This is a genomic window from Paracoccus aestuarii (assembly GCF_028553885.1).
Lineage (GTDB): Bacteria > Pseudomonadota > Alphaproteobacteria > Rhodobacterales > Rhodobacteraceae > Paracoccus > Paracoccus aestuarii.
This window is the reverse complement of sequence record NZ_CP067169.1, coordinates 668,724-692,537: the sequence shown is the minus strand read 5'-3', so window position 1 is coordinate 692,537 and position 23,814 is coordinate 668,724. Positions and strand designations below refer to the sequence as shown.

Genomic DNA, 23,814 nt, shown 5'->3' with positions numbered 1-23,814 from the left:
CTGTTCTTCTCCTTACCGGGCGTCGCGGCGCGGGCCGCGAGGGGCCGGGCCTTCCTGAGCCTCGGCGGCGCGGCGATCGCGGGCCTGGGGATCATGTTCCATGATCTCGCCCTTGAAGATCCACACCTTGACGCCGATGATCCCATAGGGGGTCGTGGCTTCGGCCAGCGCATAGTCGATATCGGCACGCAAAGTATGCAGGGGCACGCGGCCCTCGCGATACCATTCGGTCCGCGCGATCTCGGCACCGCCGAGACGGCCCGCGACGTTCACGCGGATGCCCAGGGCACCCATGCGCATCGCGTTCTGGACCGAACGCTTCATCGCGCGGCGGAAGGACACGCGACGCTCCAGCTGCTGTGCGATCGATTCCGCGACCAGCTGCGCATCGACGTCGGGCTTGCGCACTTCGACGATGTTCAGGTGCAGCTCGCTGTCGGTGAAGTTCGCCAGCTTCTTGCGCAGCACCTCGATATCCGCACCCTTCTTGCCGATGATGACACCGGGGCGGGCAGCGTGGATCGTGACGCGGCACTTCTTGTGCGGACGCTCGATGATCACGCGGCTGACGCCGGCCTGCTTGGCTTCCGTCTTGATGAAGTCCCGGATCTTCAGGTCTTCAAGCAGCAGATTGCCATAGTCCTTGTCGTCGGCGTACCAGCGGCTGTCCCAGGTGCGGTTGACCTGGAGGCGCATGCCGATCGGATTGACCTTCTGACCCATTACGCTTGCTCCTCGACTTGGCGCACCTTGATGGTGATTTCCGAAAACGGCTTCATGATCTTGCCGAACCGGCCACGTGCCCGCGGACGGCCACGCTTCATCACCAGGTTCTTGCCGACCCAGGCCTCGGCGACGACCAGGTTGTCGACGTCCAGACCGTGGTTGTTCTCGGCATTCGCGATGGCCGACTGCAGGCACTTCTTCACGTCGCCCGCGATCCGCTTGTGCGAGAAGGTCAGGTCGGCCAGGGCCTTGTCCACCTTCTTGCCGCGGATCAGCTGGGCCACGAGGTTCAGTTTCTGCGGCGAGGTGCGAAGCATCTTCGTCTTCGCGAAGGCCTCGTTCTCCGCCACGCGGCGCGGATTGTTTTCCTTACCCATGACGATTACTTCCTCTTGGCTTTCTTGTCGGCCGCGTGCCCGTAATAGGTGCGCGTGGGCGAGTATTCACCGAACTTCTGACCGATCATCTCTTCGGAGACGTTCACCGGGATGTGCTTGTGCCCGTTGTAGACGCCGAAGGTCAGGCCGACGAATTGCGGCAGGATGGTCGACCGGCGCGACCAGATCTTGATGACGTCGGATTTCCCCGACTCACGGGCCTTCTCCGCCTTCTTGAGCACATAGGCGTCAACAAAGGGGCCTTTCCAAACAGAACGTGCCATAGGTCAGCGCCCCTTCTTCTTCGCGTGACGCGAACGCAAGATGTACTTGTCGGTCGCCTTGTTGCTGCGGGTCTTCTTGCCCTTGGTGTCCTTGCCCCAGGGCGTGACCGGCGTGCGGCCACCCGAGGTGCGGCCTTCACCACCACCATGCGGGTGGTCGATCGGGTTCATGGCGACACCGCGGACGCTGGGACGGATGCCCTTGTGGCGGTTGCGGCCGGCCTTGCCCAGGTTCTGGTTCGAATGGTCGGCATTCGACACGGCGCCGATGGTCGCCATGCATTCCTGGCGGACCAGACGCAGCTCGCCTGAAGACAGGCGGATTTGGGCATAACCACCGTCGCGTCCGACGAACTGGGCATAGGTGCCTGCCGAACGGGCGATCTGGCCGCCCTTGCCGGGCTTCAGTTCGACGTTGTGGACGATCGTGCCGATCGGCATGCCGCTGAAGGGCATGGCGTTGCCGGGCTTCACGTCGACCTTGGCGCCGGCGACGACCTTGTCGCCCACGGCCAGACGCTGCGGCGCCAGGATATAGGCCTGCTCGCCGTCTTCGTATTTCACCAGCGCGATGAAGGCGGTGCGGTTGGGATCGTATTCGATCCGCTCGACCACGGCCGCGATGTCGAACTTGGTGCGCTTGAAATCGACGATGCGATACAGGCGTTTCGCGCCGCCGCCTTGGCGCCGCATGGTGATCCGTCCGGTGTTGTTCCGGCCGCCTTTCTTGGTCAGACCCTCGGTGAGGCTCTTGACCGGGCGACCTTTCCAAAGCTCCGAACGGTCGATCAGAACCAGCCCGCGCTGGCCAGGCGTCGTCGGTTTGTACGACTTCAATGCCATCTTTCTGTCTTCCGTTGCTTTGGACCAGGGTGGTCCGTTTCAGTCAAATGCGGCGACCCCGGATCGCTCCGGGGCCGCCAGATCGGATCCGGCTGTCAGAGACCGGTCGACACGTCGATGCTGTGGCCCTCTTCCAGGGTCACATAGGCCTTCTTGACGTCGCTGCGACGGCCGGGCTGGCCGCGGAAGCGCTTGGTCTTGCCCTTGGTGATGGTGGTGTTGACCGCCTTCACCTTCACACCGAACAGGGCTTCGACGGCCTGCTTGATCTGCGGCTTGTTCGAATCCTTGGCGACCTGGAACACGACGCCGTTGTTTTCGGACGTCATGGTGGCCTTTTCGGTGATGATCGGCTTGACGATCACGTCGTAATGTTCGGCTTTCGCGGTCATTTCAGACGAGCCTCCAGAGCTTCGACACCGGCGCGCGTGATGACCAGGGTGTCACGCTTCAGGATGTCATAGACGTTGGCACCCATCGACGGCAGGATGTCCACGCCTTCGATGTTGCGGGCGGCGCGGGCAAAGCCCTCGTTGACCTCGGCACCGTCGATCACCAGCACGCGCTTCCAGCCGTTTTCCTTCACGGCCTTGGCGACGGCGGCGGTCTTGGCATCAGCCAGGTTCAGGTCCTCGACGATGACCAGTTCACCCGCGGTGGCCTTGGCCGACAGCGCGTGACGCAGGCCCAGGGCGCGGACCTTCTTGGGCAGATCGAACGCGTGCGAACGCGGGGTCGGACCCTTGTAGACGCCACCGTGACGGAAGATCGGGGCCTTCTTGGACCCGTGGCGTGCGCCGCCGGTGCCCTTCTGGCGATAGATCTTCTTGGTCGAGTAGCTGACCTCGGACTTGCCCAGCACCGAATGCGTGCCGGCCTGCGCCTTGGCGCGCTGCCAGCGGACGACGCGCTGCAGGATGTCGCCACGCGGCTCCAGCCCGAAGATGTCGTCGGCCAGCTCGATCGACCCGGCGGCGCCGGAATCCAGCTTGATCACATCAAGTTTCATCACTTGTCTCCTTCCGGCGCGTCGTCGTCATTGGCAACCGGCGCATCGGCGTTCGGATCGGCGGCTTCCTTGTCCGACGCGATCGAGGCCTCGGCCTCGGCCAGGGCGGCGGCCTCCTGCTCGGCGGCCAGACGGGCGGCCTCCTCGCGGGCGGCCTCTTCCTCGGCTGCCGCGGCGGCGGCGGCTTCCTCGGCCAGGCGCTTGGCTTCGTCGGCGGCGGATTTCAGCGCGGCCGGATAGATCAGGTTCTCGGGCGTCGCCTTCTTGACGGCGTCCTTGATCGTGACCCAGCCACCCTTCGAACCCGGAACCGAACCCTTGACCATGATCAGGCCACGGTCGGCATCGGTCTTGACGACCTGCAGGTTCTGCGTGGTGACGCGGACGGCACCCAGGTGACCCGCCATCTTCTTGCCCTTGAACACCTTGCCGGGGTCCTGGCACTGGCCGGTCGAACCGTGCGAGCGGTGGCTGATCGACACGCCGTGCGAGGCGCGCAGACCACCGAAGTTGTGACGCTTCATCGCGCCCGCAAAGCCCTTACCGATCGAGGTGCCGGCGATGTCCACATACTGACCCGCGAAATAGTGGTCAGCCGTGATCTCCTCACCGACATTGATCAGGTTCTCTTCGGCCACGCGGAATTCCGCGATCTTGCGCTTGGGCGCGACCGAGGCCTTGGCGAAGTGACCGCGCATGGCGGCGGTGGTCCGCTTGGCCTTGGCGGCGCCGGCGCCCAGCTGGACGGCGGTATAGCCGTCAGTGGCGGCGGTGCGCTGCGCGACGACCTGCAGGCCGTCCAGTTGCAGAACGGTCACGGGAACCTGACGGCCATCCTCGAGGAACAGACGCGTCATGCCCAGTTTCTTGGCGATTACACCAGTACGCAACATGTCGTGCCTCCTCAGACCTTGATCTCGACATCCACGCCGGCGGCGAGGTCGAGCTTCATGAGGGCGTCAACGGTCTGCGGGGTCGGATCGACGATGTCCAGCAGGCGCTTGTGGGTGCGGATCTCCCACTGGTCGCGCGACTTCTTGTCGATATGCGGACCGCGGAGAACCGTGAATTTCTCGATCTTGTTCGGCAGCGGGATCGGGCCGCGGACGGTCGCGCCGGTGCGCTTGGCCGTGTTGACGATCTCCTGGGTGCTGGCATCCAGCACGCGATAGTCAAACGCCTTCAACCGGATCCGGATGTTCTGGCTTTGCATGTCACTTCCCTCTGGTGGGGAGTTCCAGTCGAGAGGCTGACATCGCACCGCGCGGCGCCAGCATCGGACCGTAAAAATAGCAGCAGGCCGCCCATGGGTTGGCGGCCCGACACAGGGAACCGATTCGCGCCTGTTCGTCGCGCGCCGGTCACAGTGGCGGTCCTTTACCCCGACGAAGGGCAGCGGTCAAGCGGGCTGGCGGCGATTGTGCCCGGCCGCGCGGGCCGCTATGGCCCGGGCCGGATCATGAGGCAATTGTGACAGGGACAGGGCCGGTGCGGGACCGGCCGATCACCAGAATCGGGAATGCCGGAGGGCCGCCCTGCTCGGCTAGGCGCGCAGCCCGGCAAAGGTCGCGGGATCCAGCGAGGCCTGGGCAAAGGTCGGGCCGCTGGTCAGCAGGCTGACCGCATCATGGGAGTGCAGCGATTCCTGATGGCTGGCGATGACCCGGAAATCGCCGATCCGCGCATCGGCCAGCAGCTGGCCGGCAAAGGCCCGCACCGCATCCTCGACAAAGATCGGATGGGCGGCGTTCAGCTCGGCAAAGGCCTGCTCGTCCTCGCGCTTGACCATGACCTGGGTCTCGGTCGGCACGGCGCGGCGGCACAGGTCGATGACATCCTCGAACCAGATGCGGTCCGGCCCTTCCATCACCAGCGACAGCCGCGCGACGGAACGCTGCGAATGGGGCGTGGCCAGCCGCCCGCGGGTCTGGCGGGCATGTTCGGACAGCTCCAGCGAACAGGGGCAGGTCGAGGAATAGACATAATCCACATGCATGACCCGCAGCCGCCGCCCGCCCTGCTCGATCACCTCCAGCGCGATGTCGTAATACTGCCAGCCGGACAGGCCGGACCGCAGGCTGTCCACCCGCATCGGATAGGAGAACCGCATCTGGATCCGCGCGTCCAGCGCGTCCAGATCGGTCTTGTAATCGTCCAGCGCCGCTTCCAGCACGGTCAGGCTGAAGGCGCTTTCCGAATGGCCATAGAAGGACCGCATGATGCGGGACATGTTGATGCCCTTGCGGTCGGCCTCCAGGCTGACGGTGCCGGTGACGCTGGTCTCCAGCGCGATCTCGCCGCCCTCGCGGGTCAGATAGCGGATCGGCAGGCGGAAATTCGAGATGCCCACATGCTGGATCGCCGCCCGGGCGCCCACGATCAGGCTGGCCGGGCCGTTCTGCAGGTCCGGCAGCCCGGCCTTGTAGGCCGGATCCACGCGGAACTGGTCGTCATAGCTGCGCGCCAGCGCCGGATAGGCGGGGCTGAGGGGGCGGATCTCGGTCATGCGGCCTCTCCGGGGATGTCAGGGCCCATATAGGGCCGAATGGCGCGCTTGTCAGCCGTCCAGCGCCTGCATCAGGTCCTGGGTCAGGTCGCGGGCATCCTCCAGCCCCACGGACAGGCGCAGCAGGCCCGGCGTGATGCCCAGATGGTCACGATCCTCTTGGGACAGGCGCTGATGGGTGGTGGTCGCGGGATGGGTGACGATGGATTTCGCATCGCCCAGATTGTTCGAGATGGCGATGATCCGCAGCCGGTCCAGCGCGGCGAAGGCGGCCTCCTTGCCGCCGGCCAGCTCGATCGCGATCATAGTGCCGCCCGAGCCCATCTGGCGCATCGCCAGATCGTGCTGGGGATGATCGGGCAGACCCGGATAGACGACCCGCGACAGGGCCGGATGGCCGTGCAGCGCCGCCGCGATGCTGGCCGCCGCATCGGCCTGGGCGCGCACGCGCAGATCCATGGTCTGCAAGCCGTTCAGCATGATCCAGGCGTGGAAGGGGCTGATCGCACCGCCGGTATGCTTCAGATAGGGCTCGGCCACCTCGCGCACGAAATGGCGCGTGCCGCAGATGACCCCGGCCAGCGCCCGCCCGCCCCCGTCGATATGCTTGGTCGCGGAATAGACGACCACATCGGCCCCCTGTTCCACCGCGCGCGAAAAGACCGGGGTGGCAAAGACGTTGTCGACGACCACCATCGCCCCGGCCGCATGGGCCAGCCTGGCCACGGCCGCTAGGTCGATCACCTCCAGCGTCGGGTTCGACACGCTCTCGAAGAAGACCGCGCGCGTGCCGGGGCGGATGGCCGCGGCCCATTGGTCCAGATCGGTGCCGTCGACATAGCTGACCTCGACCCCGAAACGGGCCAGCAGGTCCAGCACATAGAGGCAGGACCCGAAAAGCGCGCGCGCCGCCACGACGTGATCGCCCGGCTTGCACATCGAGAACATCGCGCCGTTGACCGCGGCCATGCCGCTGGCGGTGGCGAAGGCGTCCTCGGTCCCCTCCAGCGCGGCGATGCGGTCCTCGAACATGCGGCTGGTCGGGTTGCCATAGCGGGCATAGATGAATTCGTCCGGGCCGGTGCCTTGGAACCGCGCCTCGGCGGCGGCGGCATCGGGATAGACGAAGCCCTGGGTCAGAAAGATCGCCTCGGCCATCTCGCCATACTGGCTGCGGCGGGTGCCGTGATGGACGGCCTGGGTGCGGGGGTGGAACGTCTTGTCGGACGGAATGGTCATCGGCCTGCCTTTCCCTGGATCAGGCGCGGGGTAATCCCCCCGCGCGGGCGGCGCAAGGTCCGACGGTGACGCGGGGGAACTGTCGGCTTGGCGACAAATTGCACAAGATGCAGAGAAATCCATGCAAATCATCGACATAGAAAAACCACCTGCCGAAAGAGACAGATTGTTTCGCCATCCATTTGTCGTAGTTTGGGGTGGCGGACAGGATGGCACAGTCCAGCCACCGCATAAAACGCAGTTCCCTGTTCCTGCGCCTGCAGGTCATGTTCACCAGTGCTCGACTAGGTCCCTGCGGTTCGTCTTTGTCAGTACCGCTTTTGTTTGGTTTCACGAACCCAGGGACCGGATCTGCCCGTCACCGCCGCTAGAGGTAATCGCCCCGCTGCAGGCCGTATTTGGCCATCTTCTCGTTCAGGGTGCGGCGCGGCAGGCACAGCTCTTCCATGACGCCGGCAATGCTGCCCTTGTGGCGGCGCATGGTGTTGTCGATCAGCATCTTCTCGAAGCTTTCCACATATTCCTTCAGCGGCTTGCCCTCGGTCGTGGTGGCCTGCTGGTTGTCCTCGCCATCGGCCATCAGCAGCGACGCGATCGACCCCGATCCGCGGCGGTTCTGCAGGACGGCGCGTTCGGCCACGTTGATCAGCTGGCGGATATTGCCGGGCCAAGGCGCCTGCAGCAGCTGGGCGGCCTCCTGCGCGCTGACCTGGGGGGGCTCGCAGCCGTATTCCTCGCTGAACTGCTCGGTCATGCGGGTGAACAGCGCCAGGATGTCCTCGCCCCGCGCGCGCAGCGGCGGCAGCGTCACCTTCAGCGCCGAGAGGCGGTAGAACAGGTCGGGGCGCAGCGAATCCTCGGCCTTGCGGCCCTCGCCGCGGGCATTGCTGATGGCGATGATGCGGGTCTCGGCCGGCGTGCCCTGATCGCTGATGAAGGCCAGAAGGCGGGCCTGCAACGCCTCGGACAGCGCCTCGATATCCTCAAGACACAGCGTCCCGGCGCGGGCCTCCTCGACGGCGGGCAGCCCGTCCTCGATGGGGCCGAACAGGCGCGCGGCCAGCGCCTCGTCATTATAGGCGGCGCAGCTGACGGGGACGAACTTCTTGGACGCGCGCGGCCCCACGGCATGCAGCGCATGGGCCACCAGCGTCTTGCCGGTGCCGGTCTCGCCGTCGATCAGCACATGGCCGTCGGCCTGGCCCAAGTCCAGGATATCCTCGCGCAGGCGCTCCATCACCGGGCTGGCACCGATCAACTTGGACATGACCTGCTGACCCTCGGACAGGTCGCGGCGCAGCGCACGGTTGTCCAGCGTCATGCGGCGCGCCTGCGTGGCCTTCTTGGCCAGCTGGGTCATCCGGTCGGGATTGAAGGGCTTCTCCATGAAATCCATGGCGCCGATCCGCATCGCCTCGACCGCCATGGGCACGTCACCATGGCCGGTGATCATGATGACCGGCAGGCTGCTGTCCAGCCCCATCAGGCGCTTGAGGAAGGCCATGCCGTCCATGCCGGGCATGCGGATGTCGCTGACCACGACGCCGGGCCAGTCGGGGCCGATGACCTTCAGCGCATCCTCGGCGCTGGCGAAGGTCTCGGTGTCAAAGCCCGACAGAACCAGCCATTGGCTGATCGATTCGCGCATGTCGGGTTCGTCGTCCACGATGGCAATCTTCAGCTTGCGGGACATTCTTGTTCCTCTTTTTCCATCATTCGGCCGCCAAGGCCTGGCGGGGCGCGCCGGGTCGGTGCAAGGGCAGCTCGACCCGGAAGACGGCGCCGCCTTCGGTTTCGTTATGGGCGGTCAGGCGACCGCCGAAATCGGCGACGATCGTGGACGAGATCGCCAGCCCCAACCCCGTGCCCTCGCCGGGCTTCTTGGTCGTCCAGAAGGGTTCAAACAGCTTTTCCAGGTCCGAGACACCCGGACCGTTGTCGCGAACGGACACATAGGCGTGAGAGCCCGCCTCGACCGCGATCTCGATCGTGGCCTCGGGGCGGCCGCGCACCGCATCCACGGCATTGCGCAGCAGGTTGATCAGCACCTGTTCCAGCCGGATGCGGTCGGCCATGACCATCACCCGGTCGCGCGGCACGTTGCGGATGATACGGATCGGCCGCGTGCGCAGCTGCGGCTCCATCATGGTCAGGGCGCTGCTGACCGCGGCGCGCAGATCGACGGGCTCCACCGCCTCGCCACCCTTCCTGGCATAGGATTTCAGCTGGCGCGTGATCGCGCCCATCCGGTCAATCAGGTCGTCGATGCGCTGAAAGCTGGACAGCGCCTCCTCCGGGCGGCCGCGCTGCAGCAGCAGGCGCGCGCCCGCCAGATAGGTCTTCATCGCGGCCAAGGGCTGGTTCAGCTCGTGGCTGACGCCCGCCGACATCTCGCCCAAGGCGGCCAGCTTCGAGGATTGCTGGACGGTCTGTTCGGCGACGCGCAGCTCCTTCTGGACACGCTCGCGTTCCGCGATCTCGCGCGTCAGGCGGGCGTTCAGCGCGCGCAGGTCGTTCGATTCGCGCAGGTAAGCCTGGGACTGGATCCGCGCGCGCCGTGACAGCAGCCAGAAGGCCCCCGCCAGCAGGATCGCGAATCCCATGATCTGCAGCGCCAGGATCGCGTTCACCCGCTCGCGCACGGATGAATAGGCGGTGAAGCTGATCATCCGCCAGCCGCGGAACGGGACCCGCGCCTCGGCCTGCATGACGGCGCGGCCCTGGACATAGGCATCCGCCGGGCTGGAGGTCCAATCCGCCGTCACCTGGAAGGCCCGCCGGATGGCCGAGGGCGCGGACCTTACCGCCAAGGCCTCGGGCATGGTCAGCCCGCGCCAGCGCGGCTCGGTCGACAGGATGATGACGCCCTCGCTGTCGGTGACGGCGACGGCGTCGGAAATGCCGGCCCAGGACCGCTCCAGCCGGGTCAGGTCGGCCCCCACGACGATGACTCCGAGCGTCCGCCCCTCGGACACGACGGCGCGGGAATAAGCGAATTCATGGGCGCCCGAGGCCATCTCCGACACGGTGAAGACCGTGTCGCGCGACCGCAGCGCCTCGACGTAATAGGGGGCGGCGACGCTGTTCGTGCCAATCTGATAGCGGTCGGTCGCGCCCACCACACGGCCCGAGGCGTCCAGCAGCCGGATCGAGGCCGCGCCGATCTCTTTCTGGGCGGTCATCAGCCGCGCCGAGGTGGTCGAGAAATCGTTCCCCGCCAGCGCCGATATCAGCGCGGGATCGCGCGCCAGCAGCAGGGGCACGACGGAATTGCGCTGCAGCTCGGACATCAGGTTGCCGGAATAGAGCGCCAGCCGCAGCTCGGACCGCACTCGCGTATTCTCGGAGAACCGGTCGGTCAGCCAGAAATTCGTGGTCCAGATCGTGCCGAGCGCGGTCAGCACGATCGCGACGATGGTCGCGCGCAGCCACCAGGGATTGACCGGCTGCGGCCCCCTGCTCCGCCGCCTCTCGGCCCGGTCCTCGATGTGATCGTCGCTGGCCAATGCCGGGTCCGTCCCGCCTGATCCGATCCGCGCAATCTAAGGCCAATGGCCGCGCGGCTCAAGTCAGGCCGTGGCCAGGCCCTGCACCAGGCCCCGGAACAGCGCCGCGCCATCGGTCCCGCCGGTCGCCGGATCGGCCGCACGTTCCGGATGGGGCATCATCCCCAGCACCCGGCGGTTGGCCGACAGCACCCCGGCGATATCGGCGACCGATCCGTTGACGGCAGGCGCATAGGTGAAGGCGACCCGATCCTCGGCCCGCAGCGCCTCCAGGCCCTCGGGTGCGATCTGGTAGTTGCCGTCGTGATGGGCGACGGGCACGGTGATCACCTGGCCCGCCGCGTATCCGGCGGTGAAGGCGCTGTCACGCGTCTCGACCCGCAGGGTGGCCGGCTTGCACAGAAAGGTCAGCCCGGTGTTGCGCATCAGCGCGCCGGGCAGCACGCCCAGCTCGGTCAGGACCTGAAAGCCGTTGCAGATCCCGATCATGTAGCCGCCCCGTTCCGCATGGGCGCGCAGCGCGCCCGCAATGGGCGACTGCGCCGCGATGGCACCGCAGCGCAGGTAATCCCCGAACGAGAACCCGCCCGGCACCGCGACCAGGTCGATCCCGTCGGGCAGCGCGTCATCCTTGTGCCAGATGCGGGTCACATCGGCCCCCGCCTGGCTCAGCGCCACCGCCAGGTCGCGGTCGCAGTTTGATCCGGGAAAGGTGATGACGGCGGCTTTCATCGCAGGGCTCCTGTATGGGATGGCATCGCAATAGCGCAGGTCGGCTTGCGAAGAAAGGGGGCCAGCCCCCATCGCCTTCGGCGATTCCCCCGGGGTATTTCGGCAACGGAGAATGCGCCTCTCCGTTGCCGAAATACCCCCGCCGGAGGCAAGAAGGCCGGGCGCATGCCCGGCCTCCCCCTTGGATCAGTTCAGAGCCTTGTTCAGGTACTCGTCCACCTTCTCGAGATAGCCCATGGTGGTCAGCCATTTCTGGTCCGGACCCACCAGCAGCGCCAGGTCCTTGGTCATGTGGCCGTCCTCGACCGCCTGCACGGTGACCTTCTCCAGCGTCTCGGCAAAGCGCATCAGCTCGGCATTGTCGTCCAGCTTGGCGCGGTGCTTCAGACCACCCGTCCAGGCAAAGATTGACGCGATCGAGTTGGTCGAGGTCGCGTTGCCCTTCTGATGCTCGCGGTAGTGGCGGGTCACGGTGCCGTGCGCGGCCTCGGATTCCACGATCTTCCCGTCCGGCGTCATCAGCACCGAGGTCATCAGGCCAAGCGAGCCGAAGCCCTGCGCGACGGTGTCCGACTGCACGTCGCCGTCATAGTTCTTGCAGGCCCAGACATAGCCGCCCGACCATTTCATCGCCGATGCCACCATGTCGTCGATCAGGCGGTGCTCGTAGTGGATGCCGGCTTTCTTGAACTGGTCCTCGAACTCGGCCTCGTAGACCTCCTGGAAGATGTCCTTGAAGCGGCCGTCATAGGCCTTCATGATCGTGTTCTTGGTCGACAGATAGACCGGATAGCCGCGCGAAAGGCCATAGTTCATCGAGGCGCGCGCGAAGTCGCGGATCGAATCGTCCAGGTTGTACATTGCCATGGTCACGCCCGATGAGGGCGCGTTGAAGACCTCGTGCTCGATCGTCTCGCCATCCTCGCCCACGAACCTGATCGTCAGCTTGCCGGCGCCCGGGAAGCGGAAGTCGGTGGCGCGGTACTGGTCGCCGAAGGCGTGGCGGCCGACGATGATCGGCTGCGTCCAGCCCGGGACCAGCCGGGGCACATTCTTGCAGATGATCGGCTCGCGGAAGATCACGCCGCCCAGGATGTTGCGGATCGTCCCGTTGGGCGAACGCCACATTTTCTTCAGGCCGAATTCCTCGACGCGCTGCTCGTCGGGGGTGATCGTGGCGCATTTGACGCCGACGCCGTATTTCTTGATCGCCTCGGCGGCGTCCACGGTGATCTGGTCGTCGGTGCGGTCACGCTCCTCAATGCCCAGATCATAGTATTTCAGGTCAACGTCCAGATAGGGCAGGATCAGCTTCTGCTTGATGAAGTCCCAGATGATCCGCGTCATCTCGTCGCCGTCAAGCTCGACGACGGGATTGGCGACCTTGATCTTCGACATGGGGGTCCCCCTTTGGCATTGGATTTCGAATGCCCCCCCCATAGCGCGATCCGGCCCTGTTGAAAAGACGGTATGCGATTGTATGCCAAGCGGCGCGAAGCTGACCTGTAAAATTCTACTCAATTGGTCGACTTACGACTTTTGCATTTATTGCCTGAGGGCGCGAAGGTGACATGCGCGGGCTTTTCTTTTGAGGTGCATATGTCCAGCTCGGTCACATGGATGTGGTTTGGCAACCAACCACAGATAAACTCGGACTGGAGAACGCCAGCGACCACGAACGAAGCGAACGGAATCGTAGGGTATAAGGCATTCGGATCGGACCAGATTAAACCTGTCGACGTTTTCGGATCGGAACGCAAGATTCAGACCCAGTATGGAACTGAATACGCCTATGCGCCATCGTACACACATGATCCGAACGGCTACAGCGTGATGGCCTATGCCGATCCGGCGACGGGTCAGGCGAAATATACGGCCATCACTGGGTTTATGCAGGTCAGATACGCATTGACCCAGCCCGATGGCAGCGTCGTCCAGCAGACGGGCGTCTTGATCCAAATGTACAACGGAGACATGTTTTTCCGCCCATCCCGGGATCAGGTCGCTGCGTGGAGCGGCATCAACGAGTTGCAGTCCGTAGAGATCCTCTCGGCGACATCGTTACCTGCGAATACATACGCCGCGAAGGTTTCGTTCAGTCCTAGCGTCTACGACGTGCAAATCGTCTGCTTTGCCGGCGGCACCATGATCCGCACGCCGCAGGGCGATGTCGCGGTCGAGGATCTGCGCCCCGGCATGATGGTCATGACCCGCGACGCGGGCGCCCAGCCCCTGCGCTGGTGCGGTGCCTCCGCGGTGCCGGCGGCGGTCCTGCAGGCGGGCGACCGTCTGCGCCCGATCCGCATCGAGGCCGGCGCGCTCGGCGTGGGGATGCCCTCGGCGGCGCTGCGCGTGTCGCCGCAGCACCGGGTCCTGGTCTCCTCGGCCATCGCCGAGCGGATGTTCGGCACGACGGAACTGCTGGTTCCGGCCAAGCACCTGACGGATCTGCCGGGCGTGTCGGTGGATGACGACCTGTCTGGCGTCACCTATCACCACCTGATGCTGGATGCGCATCACATCCTGACCTCGAACGGGGCGCCGACGGAATCGCTCTATCCCGGGCGGCAGGCGCTGCAGGCCATCGGCCCCGATGCCGTGGCCGAGATCGAGGCCCTGTTCCCCGGCCTGCTGGACGCGGCCCCCGCACCGGCCCGGACGCTGGCGCGCGGCCCCAAGGTCCGCAAGCTGGCCGAACGCCACGCCGCAAACGACCACGCCCTGGTCGGCTGACAGGCTCCCGCGCCGGCCGGGTCAGGCCGGCGCGAAATGCCGCTGCAGGCGGTCGTCCAGCCAGGCCCAGAGCGGCCCGGACGCCGCCCGCACCGCAGGCCCCACGCGGTCCTGCACCTGGGTCAGGCCCACATCGAATTCCACCCATCCCCGGCCGCCGCCCATCAGGTTCTGGATGGCGGGCTGGCACCGGTCCAGCCCCTTGGCAAAGACCGCATCCGGGCTTTGCGCCGCCTCGAATTCCCGCCACAGCGCCAACAGCCCGTCCCCCTGCGCGGGCGGCAGCAGGCCGAAGAGACGCCGCGCCGCGCGATCCTCGGCGGCCTGGCGTTCGGGTGCCGCATGGGCGGTGCCGTTCGCGGCATGCAGCGGCACGTCGCCCACGTCGATCTCGACCAGGTCATGGATCAGCAGCATGCGGATGACGCGCCCGACATCCACCCCCGGCCCCGCCAAGGGCGCCAGCACCAGCGCATAGAGCCCCAGATGCCAGCTGTGTTCGGCACTGTTCTCGCGCCGGCTGTTGTCGATCAGGCGGCTGGCGCGCAGGACGGATTTCAGCCGGTCGGCCTCGGCCATCAGGGCCAGGGCGGGGGCGATGGGCCCCGCGGGCCGGTCGCCCCGCATCAGCGCGCGGGCGGCATCCACCGCATCCGGCCATTCGGACGCCATGCGCGCGGCGCGGCCCCGGTCCAGGTTGTCGCGCACGATGGCCACATGGTCGGGGATCGGGCGGGGCGACAGCAGGACCTGAAAGATCGGCTGGACGTGATCCATGCGCTTGGCCAGCACGGCATCGGCATCGCCATGCGCCTCGAAGACGCGCCACAGCGCCGCCAGCGCATCGCCGCCCGGCGCCATGCCGAACAGGCGCGCGGCGGCCCGATCCTCGGCCGCGGCCAGGGCGGGGGCGTCGTGATCCAGGTGGATCGGCTGGTCGCCCGTGTCGATCTCGACCAGGTCATGCAGCAGGATCATCGCGATCGCCCGGTCGCCCGCACCGCAAAGCAACGCCAGCAACGCGACGTGCCAGCTGTGTTCGGCGCTGTTCTCGGGGCGGGACAGGTCCATCAGGACATTCGCGCGGCGGACCGATTTCAGCCGATCCGCCTCGCACAGAAAGCCTATGGCCGCGTCCAGATCGGCGGGCCTCACCGCGAGCTTTCGGTCAGCCTGCGACGGACATAGCCCTGGACCAGGTCGATCATCGGCTTCATGTGGGTTTCGTCGTCGCGGAAGAAATGGTCCGCGCCGTCGATCTCCTCATGGGTGATGGTGATGCCCTTCTGTTCGCGCAGCTTGCCGACCAGGGTATGGGTGTCCTTGGGGGGCGCCACGCGGTCGGCGGTGCCGTTCACGATCAGACCCGATGACGGGCAGGGCGCCAGAAAGCTGAAATCATACATGTTGGCCGGGGGCGCGACGCTGACGAAGCCGGTGATCTCGGGGCGGCGCATCAGCAGCTGCATCCCGATCCAGGCGCCGAAGCTGAACCCCGCGACCCAGCAATGCTTGGAATTGGGGTTCATCGCCTGCAGGTAGTCCAGCGCCGATGCGGCATCCGACAATTCGCCGATGCCTTGGTCGAATTCGCCCTGGCTGCGGCCCACGCCCCGGAAGTTGAAGCGCATCACCGTGAAGCCCATCTTGTGGAACGCGTAATGCAGATTGTAGACGACGCGGTTGTTCATCGTCCCGCCATATTGCGGATGGGGATGCAGGACGATGGCGATAGGCGCGTCGGGCTTGCCGGGCTGGGGGTGGTAGCGGCCTTCGAGACGGCCCTCGGGGCCGGGGAAAATCAGCTCGGGCATGTGTGTCCTTCACGGGGCATTGCGGATGGCGTCACGGAAAACGTCGGGCGCGGGTGGGGTTTCTTGACGCGTCGCCGCGTGGCTTCTAGACGATATATCTGGGCAGCCGGCGGCGGCTTGGCAAGAAACATGCAGGCTGGGCATAGCCCGCCACGACCGCGCCCGTCAATGCGGGCGCCGGGGCAAAGGGGGGATCGGGCCATGAAACTGTCGACCAAGGGGCGCTATGCGATCATCGCGCTGACGGACCTGGCCATCGCCAAGGGCGATGAGCTGACATCCCTGTCCGAGATCTCGCGCAGGCAGGACATCTCGCTGCCCTATCTGGAACAGCTTTTCGTGCGGCTGCGGCGCGCGGGGCTGGTCACCTCGGTGCGCGGCCCGGGCGGCGGATACCGCCTGGCCCGCACCCCCGAGACGATCCGCATCGCCGAGGTGCTGGAGGCCGTGGACGAGACCGTCAGCGCCCTGCATGTCGGCGCGGGCGCGTCGGGCGGGGTGTCGGGGTCGCGCGCCCAGACCCTGTCCAACCGGCTGTGGGAAAGCCTTTCGGCGCATGTCTATGTCTTCCTGCACAATCACACGCTGGCCGATGTGGCGGGCAACCAGCTGCTGCCCTGCCCCGCCCTGCCCCAGATCCTGAACGTCGTGGACGACTGATCGCGGGTTTTCACGCGCGATCAGATTTTCTTGATCATTTGTGCATCCGAACGCGCATCCCGCGCGTCCCCCGTTCCGGAGGTCGCCCTTGGCCCCATCCAACGGAAACGAGTAGGAAGACATGATCCGCAGAAAGACCGATGCCGCCTTGGCATCCGGCGTGGCGCTGATCGCGCTGATGGCCGGCACCGGCCTGTCGATGGCGCAGGATTGCAGCGCGGGCAGCAGCGAGAATGCCCTGCAATGCGGCCCGTCCGCCATCGCGGCGGGCCCCGAATCCGTGGCGATCGGCAATGGCGCCGTGACGGATGTCACCGCGACCGACGCCGTGGCCATCGGGACCGAGGCATCGACCACCGGACCGTCCACCACCGCCGTCGGCGGGCTGAGCATTGCCGAAGGCCCCGGCGCCACCGCCATCGGCTGGCGCGCCGAGGCGACCGCGGAACGCGCGCAGGCGCTCGGCCATCTGGCCACCGCCCAAGGCGAACGCTCGCTGGCCGTGGGCGAGGCCGCCGATGCCCAGAGCGATTTCTCGACCGCCATCGGCAACGAATCCGTCGCCAACGGCATCGACGCCCTGGCCATCGGCGACGAGGCGCAATCGCTTGGCCAGTCCACCACCGCGGTGGGCGGCGAATCGATTGCTGAGGGTGCGGGTGCGACTGCCATCGGCTGGCAGTCCATGGCCACCGCCGAACGCGCCCAGGCCTTCGGTCACCTGGCCACCGCATCGGGCATCCGGTCCCTGGCCGTGGGCGAGAATGCCGATGCCCAGAGCGATTTCTCGACCGCGATCGGCAATGAATCCGTGGCCAACGGCATCGACGCCCTGGCCATCGGCGACGAGGCGCAGTCGCTCGGCCAGTCCACCACCGCGGTGGGCGGCGAATCGATCGCCGAGGGTGCCGGTGCGACCGCCATCGGCTGGCAGTCCATGGCCACCGCCGAACGCGCCCAGGCCTTCGGTCACCTGGCCACCGCATCGGGCATCCGCTCGACCGCCGTGGGCGAGGCCGCCGAGGCATCGGGCGACCGCGCCATCGCCTTGGGCAACCAGAGCATGGCCGCGGGCGACCGCTCGACCGCGATCGGCAACGAGGCCATGGCCAGCGGCCAGGACGCCCTGGCCGTGGGCGAGATGACCCAGGCCGACGGCCAGTCCACCGCCGCCGTGGGCGGTCTGGCCATCGCGCGCGGACCGGGGGCCACGGCCATCGGCTGGCGCGCCGAGGCGACGGCCGAACGCGCCCAGGCCTTCGGACACCTGGCACAGGCGACGGGCGTGCGCTCGACCGCCGTGGGCGAGGCGGCGATGGCCATGGGCGAACGCGCCATCGCCATGGGCGACCAGGCCCAGGCCCAGGCCGACAACTCGGCCGCGATCGGCGCGGGCGCGGTGGCGACCCGCACGAATGAATTCGTGCTGGGCAATGCCGCCAACACCTATCGCGCCACGGGCATCGCCTCGGATGCCAGCCGCGCGGCCCAGGGCGTGCCGGTCGGCGTCGTGACCTCGGACGCGCAGGGCAACCTGGCCGTGGACCGCTCGATCGGCCAGACCATGTCCTCGCTGGAGCAGCGCAGCCAGGCGATGAGCCGCCAGATCGACAACAACAAGGAAGGCATCGCGATGGCCATGGCGCTGAACAGCCCCTATGTGCCGACCGACCGCACCTTCGCCGTGTCGACCGGGCTGGGCAGCTTCGAGGGCAGCCAGGCGCTGGCGGCGTCGATGGGGTATCGTTTCAACGACAATACCCAGATGGATGCCGGCATCACCTATGGCTTTTCCCAGAACCAGGTCGGCGGCCGCATCGGCGTGACCTATTCGTGGTAAGGGCCCGCATGACGATCCGGAGGGCGGCGCTTGCGCTGCCCCTCGCCTTTGCCCTGGCCCTGCCGGTGGCGGCGCAGGAACCGGCGCCCGAGACCGGCGATGCGCCGCTGGTCGAGGCCAGCTACGCCACCGCGCTGATCCGCGACGTGCTGGCGGCGGTCAATCACGGCAACTGGACGGGCAATTACACCGTGCTGCGCGACTATGCGGCGCCGGATTTCGCGGCGGCCAACGATCCGACGCGGCTGGCGGGCCTGTTCACCGCGATCCGGGCCGAACGTCTGGACCTGCTGCAGGCGATGGTGGTCGATCCGGTGATCCTGCAGACCGATCTCAGCGACAGCGGCCAGGAGATGCGCCTGACCGGCTATGTCCCCCTGCAGCCGCGCCATGTCAGCTTCGACCTGGTCCTGGGCCGCGAGGGGCGGCGCTGGCTGCTTCTGGGGATCTCGGTCGGGGCCTTTGCGCCCATCGAACCCTAGAGGATCTCGGCCACCCGCTCCTTGGGGCGGCAGAGCAGCCCGCCGCCGGGATGAAGGACCAAGGGCCGCTCGATCAGGATCGGATGGGCGGCCATGGCGGCGATGATCCGGTCGGGATCCTCCTGCTGCCGCAGGTCCAGGTCGCGGGCCAGCGGCTCCTTGCGGCGCAGCAGGTCGCGCGCGCCGATGCCCGCCTGCGCCAGCGCCGCGCGGATCGTGGCCGCATCCGGCGGATCGGCCACATAGTCGCGGATCACCGGGTCGACCCCCGCATCGCGCAGCGCCGCCAGCACCCAACGCGAGGTCGAACAGCTCGGCTTGTGCCAGATCACCCAGTCAGCCATGGATCTCGCCCTCCGGGATGGGCAGGGCGCTGCTGGACTTGATCTCCTCCATCGACAGCAGGGCGGTGACGTTGTGGATCTTCACCTCCGCGATCAGCGACTGGTAGAACCGGTCATAGGCGCGGGCATTCCTGACCTGCACCTTCAGGATATAGTCGATATCGCCCGCCAGCCGATGCGCCTCGATCACCTCGGGGCGGTCGCGCAGCGCCTTGAGGAACCGCGCCGCCCAGTCCCGGTCATGTTCACTTGTGCGGATCAGCACGAAGAAGCAGGCCTCCAGCCCCAAGGCCTCGGGGTCCAGGATGGCGACCTGGCGGCGGATCACGCCCGCCTCGCGCAGCTTGCGGATGCGGTTCCAGACCGGGGTCTTGGAGGCCCCCACCCGCTCGGCGATCTGGTCCAGCGACAGGCTGGCGTCGCGCTGCAGCAGGGACAGGATTTTGCGGTCCACCTCGTCCAGCCGGACGGGGGTTTGCGGGCTTGGGGGGTTTTGCGAACCTGGTTCCGTCATGGCGCGTCCTTGCATGGCATCGTCCTTATTTCGCCCGACCACTCGCAAGAATCCAGAACGAAATTCTATATAGAAGGCATCAGAACCGAGGTCCGAGTCATGAGCAAAGCCTTCACGCCCACCCCTGCCCGTCCCGGTGTCATCACCGCCAACGACCTGCGCGAAGGCCATAACGTCTGGATGTGCGACGGCGGCTGGACCCCGGACCCCAAGCGCGCCACCGTCTTCGAGGACGAGGCCATCGCCGATCTGGCCCTGCTGGACGCGATCGGCCAGGCCGGTCTGGTCGTCGGCCCCTATCTGGTCGAGGCCAAGCGCGGCCCCGACGGCCCCGAGCCCGTCCATTTCCGCGAGGCCTTCCGCCAGCGCGGCCCGTCCAACTATTTCCACGGCATTCAGGCAAAGGAGGACGCCCATGTTTGATGTCCGCCCCGTCGAGACCGACTATGTGCGCCACCGCGCGGCCCAGTTCCGCGATCAGGTCGAACGTCGCCTGAACGGCAGCCTGTCGGAAGATGAATTCAAGCCGCTGCGCCTGATGAACGGCGTCTATCTGCAGCTGCATGCCTATATGCTGCGCGTGGCCATCCCCTATGGCACGATCAGCCCCGACCAGATGCGCACCCTGGCCCATCTGGCCCAGACCTATGACAAGGGCTATGGCCACTGGACCACCCGCCAGAACATCCAGTTCAACTGGCCCCGGCTGGTGGACATCCCCGATATGCTAGACGCGCTGGCCGATGTCGGCATGCATGCGATCCAGACCAGCGGCAACACGATCCGCAACGTGACCACCGACGCCTTCGCGGGCGCGGCCTTCGACGAGGTGACGGATCCCCGCCCCTATGCGGAACTGCTGCGCAGCTGGTCCACCGACCATGCCGAATTCCAGTTCCTGCCGCGCAAGTTCAAGATCGCCATTTCCGGCGGCAAGAAGGACCGTGCTGTCATCGCCGCCCATGACATCGGCCTGCGGCTGGTGGAGCGCGACGGCAAGATCGGCTTCGAGGTCTGGATCGGCGGGGGCCTTGGCCGCACGCCGATGCTGGGCAAGGTCGTGCGCGACTTCCTGCCCGAGGAGGACCTGCTGCCCTATGTCGAGGCGATCATCGCGACCTACAACCTCTCGGGCCGCCGCGACAACAAGTACAAGGCCCGCATCAAGATCACCGTGCATGAGCGCGGCCTTGACGTCATGCGCGCCGAGATCGAGGAGGAGTTCCTGGCCCGCCGCCGCGATTTCCGCGGCGCCGACCGCGAGGCCTTGGCGATCTTCAAGGACCGTTTCCGCGCCCCCGCCTTCCGCAATGCCGCGACCGAGGTTTACGAGGCCGCGCGCGCCGCGAACCCCGCCTTCCGCAGCTGGACCGACACGAACCTGCATCCGCACCGGATCGACGGCTATGCCAGCGTCGTGGTGACCTTCAAGGCGCCGGGCCAGACGCCGGGCGATGCCAGCGCGGATCAGATGCGCCTGCTGGCCGATCTGGCCGAACGCTATGGCCATGCCGACCTGCGGGTGATGCATGACCAGAACGTCGCCCTGCCGCATGTCCATAAATCCGACCTGCCTGCGCTCTATGACGCGCTGAAGGCGGCGGGCCTCGCCACGGCCAATGCGGGCCTGACCAGCGACATCATCGCCTGCCCCGGCATGGATTACTGCGCGCTGGCCACCGCGCGCTCCATCCCCATCGCCGAGGAGATCGCCGACCATTTCCGCGCCGTGGACTTGGAGGAGGAGATCGGCAACCTCAACATCCGCATCTCGGGCTGCATCAATGCCTGCGGGCATCACCATCTGGGCCATATCGGCATCCTGGGCCTGGATCGTGCCGGGGTCGAGAACTACCAGATCACGCTTGGCGGCGATGCCTATGACATCCCGGCTATCGGCGAACGCGCCGGGGCGGGCTTTCCGGCCGAGGAGGTCGTGCCCGCCATCGACCGCCTGCTGCGCGCCTATCTGGAGGTCCGGCAGGACGCGTCCGAACGCTTCATCGACGCCTATCGCAGGCTGGGCCCCGCGCCCTTCAAGGCCGCCCTTTATCCGGCGCAGGCCGATGCTTGACGGCAACCTGGACACGCGCGCCGGGCGGCTGAATGACCGCTATCGCCATCACGCGGCGATCGAGGTCCTGCGCCGCGCGGTCAGCGACCCCGATCTGGGGCGGGTGGCGCTGGTCTCGTCCTTCGGGGCGGAATCGGTGGTGCTGCTGCATATGGTCAGCCGCGTCGCGCCGGGCCTGCCGGTCCTGTTCATCGACACGCAAATGCTGTTCCCCGAGACGCTGGCCTATCAGCGCGAGGTCTCGGCCAAGCTGGGCCTGACCGATGTGCAGGTGATCACGGCCAGCGATACCGAGATCGCCGCCCATGACCCGGACGGCACCCTGCACAAGGTGAACCCCGACGCCTGCTGCGATTTCCGCAAGACGGTCCCGCTGGAGCGGGTCCTGTCGGGCTATGACGCCTGGATCACGGGCCGCAAGCGGTTCCAGAACGGCCAGCGCGCCGCCCTGGAATTCTTCGAGCCCGAACCCCCCGCGCGGCTGCGCGTGAACCCGCTTGCGCATTGGCGCCCCGAGGATGTGCAGGATTACATGATCGAGAACCGCCTGCCCCGGCATCCGCTGGTGGCGCAGGGCTACCCCTCGATCGGCTGCGCGCCCTGCACCTCGCCCGTCAAGCCGGGCGAGGATCCCCGGTCAGGCCGCTGGCGGGGCCAGGAGAAATCCGAATGCGGCATTCACTTCATTGGCGGGCGCATGGTCCGCGGAAAGGTCTCGGCATGAGCGAGCAGTTGAACAGCCAGCCCGTCCTGGCCCGTGATGACGGGTTCCACCCGATCGAGGATCAGCCCGCGGTCACCTTGGCCCCCGATACCCCGCCCGCCACGCTGTCGGATCACCTCGACGCGGCGCTGATCGGCATCGACTTTCCGGCCTTCAGCGACGGGCGCGGCTTCACCTTGGCCCGACGCCTGCGGGAGCTGGGCTACACGGGCCGCCTGCGCGCGACGGGCCGGCTGATCGCGGATCAATACGCGATGGCCCGCCGTGTCGGCTTCGACGAGGTCGAGGTCGCCCCCGACATCGCCGCCCGCCAGCCCGAGGATCAGTGGCGCGCCCGCGCCGACTGGAAGGACTGGGACCATCGGGCGCAGCTTGCGGGCTGAGGCTTTCGCCCGCCCGCCCCATCCCGTAAGAATGACTGGAACGACCATGACCCTGGATTTGCCCGTGACGAATGCCGACGCCCCCACCAAGACGCTGCCGGATGCGCAGACCGTTACCGCGGTGACGAAATGGACCGACAGCCTGTTCTCGTTCCGGGTGACGCGGCCAGCCAGCCTGCGCTTCCGGTCGGGCGAATTCGTGATGATCGGCCTGCCGGGCGATAACGGCAAGCCGATCCTGCGGGCCTATTCCATCGCCTCGCCCAATTGGGATGACGAGCTGGAATTCTATTCCATCATCGTGCCGGACGGGCCGCTGACCTCGCGGCTGCAGCATATCAAGCCGGGCGACCAGATCATCCTGCGCCCGAAACCCGTCGGCACCCTGGTCCTCGACGCGCTGCTGCCGGGCAAGCGGTTGTGGTTTCTGGCCACCGGCACCGGCATCGCGCCCTTTGCCAGCCTGATGCGCGACCCCGAGACCTATGAGCGCTACGAGCAGGTCATCATGATGCATACCTGCCGCACCGCCGAGGAGCTGACCTACGGCGCCCAGCTGGTCCAGAACCTGCGCGACGACCCGCTGCTGAGCGAGCTCTACGGCGAGGATTTCGCCAGCCGCCTGCTCTATTATCCGACCACCACGCGCGAGGAGACGCCGCTGATGGGTCGGATCACGGACAACCTGGCCTCGGGCAAGGTGCTGGCCGATCTGGGCCTGCCGCCGATCGACCCGGCCCAAGACCGCGCGATGATCTGCGGCAGCCTAGCCTTCAATGTCGACGTCAAGGCCGTGCTGGAGGGTTTCGGCATGAACGAGGGCGCCAATTCCGATCCGCGCGAATTCGTGGTCGAAAAGGCCTTCGTCGGCGAAGGCGTCTGATCGGCCCCATCCCCGTGACCGGGTTCAGGCCGCGCCCCCGGGTGCGGCCTTTCGCATGCCCGGCCCTTCACGACGGGGTCACGGCAAGTTTGGGAACCCTTTGCGCAAGCACCTGTTAAACCGCCAGCAGACTTGTTCGGT

At 66.8% G+C, this 23,814-nt stretch carries 27 protein-coding genes; 9 read left to right on the top strand and 18 right to left on the bottom strand.

Annotation, left to right across the window (positions count from 1 at the left end; translation table 11 throughout):
• Positions 1-12 precede the first annotated feature (12 nt).
• From rpsC to JHW48_RS03460, 14 genes are all read right to left on the bottom strand, one after another.
• Positions 13-723 carry a 30S ribosomal protein S3 gene (gene rpsC, locus JHW48_RS03525; RefSeq protein ID WP_119885017.1) on the bottom strand — a complete coding sequence of 237 codons (711 nt, stop codon included), beginning with the start codon at positions 721-723 and terminating at the stop codon, positions 13-15.
• On the bottom strand, positions 723-1,103 hold the full coding sequence (gene rplV, locus JHW48_RS03520; protein ID WP_042247864.1) for a 50S ribosomal protein L22: 381 nt from the start codon (positions 1,101-1,103) through the stop codon (positions 723-725). Before rplV ends, rpsC begins: the two co-directional genes overlap by 1 nt.
• A 5-nt stretch (positions 1,104-1,108) precedes the next feature.
• Positions 1,109-1,387 (bottom strand): 30S ribosomal protein S19, encoded by a 279-nt coding sequence (gene rpsS, locus JHW48_RS03515; RefSeq protein WP_119751637.1) that lies wholly within the window; start codon positions 1,385-1,387, stop codon positions 1,109-1,111.
• A gap of 3 nt (positions 1,388-1,390) precedes the next feature.
• Entirely contained in the window at positions 1,391-2,230 is an 840-nt protein-coding gene (gene rplB / locus JHW48_RS03510) for a 50S ribosomal protein L2 (RefSeq protein ID WP_119885018.1), read from the bottom strand.
• Positions 2,231-2,325: 95 nt separating this feature from the next.
• Complete coding sequence (locus JHW48_RS03505) at positions 2,326-2,622, bottom strand: 50S ribosomal protein L23 (RefSeq protein WP_119885019.1); 297 nt, start codon at positions 2,620-2,622, stop codon at positions 2,326-2,328.
• On the bottom strand, positions 2,619-3,239 hold the full coding sequence (gene rplD / locus JHW48_RS03500) for a 50S ribosomal protein L4 (RefSeq protein ID WP_119885020.1): 621 nt from the start codon (positions 3,237-3,239) through the stop codon (positions 2,619-2,621). Before rplD ends, JHW48_RS03505 begins: the two co-directional genes overlap by 4 nt.
• Entirely contained in the window at positions 3,239-4,132 is an 894-nt protein-coding gene (gene rplC, locus JHW48_RS03495) for a 50S ribosomal protein L3 (RefSeq protein WP_119885021.1), read from the bottom strand. The genes rplD and rplC overlap by 1 nt, the downstream gene beginning before the upstream one ends.
• Positions 4,133-4,143: 11 nt before the next feature.
• Positions 4,144-4,452 (bottom strand): 30S ribosomal protein S10, encoded by a 309-nt coding sequence (gene rpsJ / locus JHW48_RS03490; RefSeq protein ID WP_042247848.1) that lies wholly within the window; start codon positions 4,450-4,452, stop codon positions 4,144-4,146.
• A 330-nt stretch (positions 4,453-4,782) separates the two neighbouring features.
• Positions 4,783-5,745 (bottom strand): GTP cyclohydrolase FolE2, encoded by a 963-nt coding sequence (gene folE2 / locus JHW48_RS03485; protein WP_119885022.1) that lies wholly within the window; start codon positions 5,743-5,745, stop codon positions 4,783-4,785.
• A 51-nt stretch (positions 5,746-5,796) separates the two neighbouring features.
• Positions 5,797-6,984 (bottom strand): O-succinylhomoserine sulfhydrylase, encoded by a 1,188-nt coding sequence (gene metZ, locus JHW48_RS03480; protein ID WP_119885023.1) that lies wholly within the window; start codon positions 6,982-6,984, stop codon positions 5,797-5,799.
• A 367-nt stretch (positions 6,985-7,351) separates the two neighbouring features.
• Entirely contained in the window at positions 7,352-8,677 is a 1,326-nt protein-coding gene (locus JHW48_RS03475) for a sigma-54-dependent transcriptional regulator (RefSeq protein WP_119885024.1), read from the bottom strand.
• Positions 8,678-8,696: 19 nt separating this feature from the next.
• Positions 8,697-10,472, bottom strand: coding sequence for a sensor histidine kinase (locus JHW48_RS03470; protein WP_419182408.1), 1,776 nt, complete (start codon positions 10,470-10,472; stop codon positions 8,697-8,699).
• Between the two features lie 81 nt (positions 10,473-10,553).
• On the bottom strand, positions 10,554-11,222 hold the full coding sequence (purQ, locus tag JHW48_RS03465; RefSeq protein ID WP_119885025.1) for a phosphoribosylformylglycinamidine synthase subunit PurQ: 669 nt from the start codon (positions 11,220-11,222) through the stop codon (positions 10,554-10,556).
• A 186-nt stretch (positions 11,223-11,408) separates the two neighbouring features.
• Positions 11,409-12,620, bottom strand: a complete 1,212-nt coding sequence (locus JHW48_RS03460) for an NADP-dependent isocitrate dehydrogenase (protein WP_119885026.1) — start codon at positions 12,618-12,620, stop codon at positions 11,409-11,411.
• Positions 12,621-13,337: 717 nt separating this feature from the next.
• On the opposite strand from JHW48_RS03460, the gene JHW48_RS03455 reads away from it, so the two are divergent.
• Positions 13,338-13,955, top strand: a complete 618-nt coding sequence (locus tag JHW48_RS03455; RefSeq protein WP_272835748.1) for a Hint domain-containing protein — start codon at positions 13,338-13,340, stop codon at positions 13,953-13,955.
• A gap of 21 nt (positions 13,956-13,976) precedes the next feature.
• Here the strand turns inward: JHW48_RS03455 and JHW48_RS03450 are convergent, their stop codons facing one another.
• Entirely contained in the window at positions 13,977-15,110 is a 1,134-nt protein-coding gene (locus tag JHW48_RS03450) for an HD domain-containing protein (RefSeq protein WP_240637688.1), read from the bottom strand.
• Entirely contained in the window at positions 15,107-15,769 is a 663-nt protein-coding gene (locus tag JHW48_RS03445; RefSeq protein ID WP_119885027.1) for an alpha/beta hydrolase, read from the bottom strand. Before JHW48_RS03445 ends, JHW48_RS03450 begins: the two co-directional genes overlap by 4 nt.
• Before the next feature lie 201 nt (positions 15,770-15,970).
• Between JHW48_RS03445 and iscR the strand changes: the two genes are divergently transcribed.
• The 3 genes from iscR (at position 15,971) to JHW48_RS03430 (ending at position 18,751) form a co-directional block, all read left to right on the top strand.
• Positions 15,971-16,429: a Fe-S cluster assembly transcriptional regulator IscR gene (gene iscR / locus JHW48_RS03440; RefSeq protein ID WP_119885028.1), complete on the top strand. Its 459-nt coding sequence runs from the start codon at positions 15,971-15,973 to the stop codon at positions 16,427-16,429.
• 121 nt (positions 16,430-16,550) lie between these two features.
• On the top strand, positions 16,551-18,269 hold the full coding sequence (locus tag JHW48_RS03435; protein ID WP_119885029.1) for a YadA C-terminal domain-containing protein: 1,719 nt from the start codon (positions 16,551-16,553) through the stop codon (positions 18,267-18,269).
• An 8-nt stretch (positions 18,270-18,277) separates the two neighbouring features.
• Entirely contained in the window at positions 18,278-18,751 is a 474-nt protein-coding gene (locus JHW48_RS03430; protein WP_119885030.1) for a hypothetical protein, read from the top strand.
• On the opposite strand, the gene JHW48_RS03425 is transcribed toward JHW48_RS03430, so the two are convergent.
• Both JHW48_RS03425 and JHW48_RS03420 read right to left on the bottom strand, forming a co-directional pair.
• On the bottom strand, positions 18,748-19,095 hold the full coding sequence (locus tag JHW48_RS03425) for an arsenate reductase family protein (RefSeq protein ID WP_119885031.1): 348 nt from the start codon (positions 19,093-19,095) through the stop codon (positions 18,748-18,750). The genes JHW48_RS03430 and JHW48_RS03425 overlap by 4 nt on opposite strands.
• On the bottom strand, positions 19,088-19,609 hold the full coding sequence (locus JHW48_RS03420) for an Lrp/AsnC family transcriptional regulator (RefSeq protein WP_119885032.1): 522 nt from the start codon (positions 19,607-19,609) through the stop codon (positions 19,088-19,090). The genes JHW48_RS03425 and JHW48_RS03420 overlap by 8 nt, the downstream gene beginning before the upstream one ends.
• A gap of 99 nt (positions 19,610-19,708) precedes the next feature.
• Here JHW48_RS03420 and JHW48_RS03415 point away from each other — a divergent pair, with 99 nt between their 5' ends.
• From JHW48_RS03415 to JHW48_RS03395, 5 genes are read left to right on the top strand one after another with little or no spacing between them, the layout of a single operon-like run.
• Entirely contained in the window at positions 19,709-20,032 is a 324-nt protein-coding gene (locus tag JHW48_RS03415) for a DUF2849 domain-containing protein (protein WP_119885033.1), read from the top strand.
• A complete protein-coding gene (locus tag JHW48_RS03410) occupies positions 20,025-21,683 on the top strand; it encodes a nitrite/sulfite reductase (RefSeq protein ID WP_119885034.1) in 1,659 nt (552 codons plus the stop codon). Before JHW48_RS03415 ends, JHW48_RS03410 begins: the two co-directional genes overlap by 8 nt.
• Positions 21,676-22,407 carry a phosphoadenylyl-sulfate reductase gene (locus JHW48_RS03405; protein ID WP_119885035.1) on the top strand — a complete coding sequence of 244 codons (732 nt, stop codon included), beginning with the start codon at positions 21,676-21,678 and terminating at the stop codon, positions 22,405-22,407. The genes JHW48_RS03410 and JHW48_RS03405 overlap by 8 nt, the downstream gene beginning before the upstream one ends.
• Positions 22,404-22,790, top strand: coding sequence for a DUF934 domain-containing protein (locus JHW48_RS03400; protein ID WP_119885036.1), 387 nt, complete (start codon positions 22,404-22,406; stop codon positions 22,788-22,790). The genes JHW48_RS03405 and JHW48_RS03400 overlap by 4 nt, the downstream gene beginning before the upstream one ends.
• Positions 22,791-22,836: 46 nt before the next feature.
• A complete protein-coding gene (locus tag JHW48_RS03395) occupies positions 22,837-23,673 on the top strand; it encodes a ferredoxin--NADP reductase (RefSeq protein ID WP_119885037.1) in 837 nt (278 codons plus the stop codon).
• The last annotated feature ends 141 nt before the right edge of the window (positions 23,674-23,814 follow it).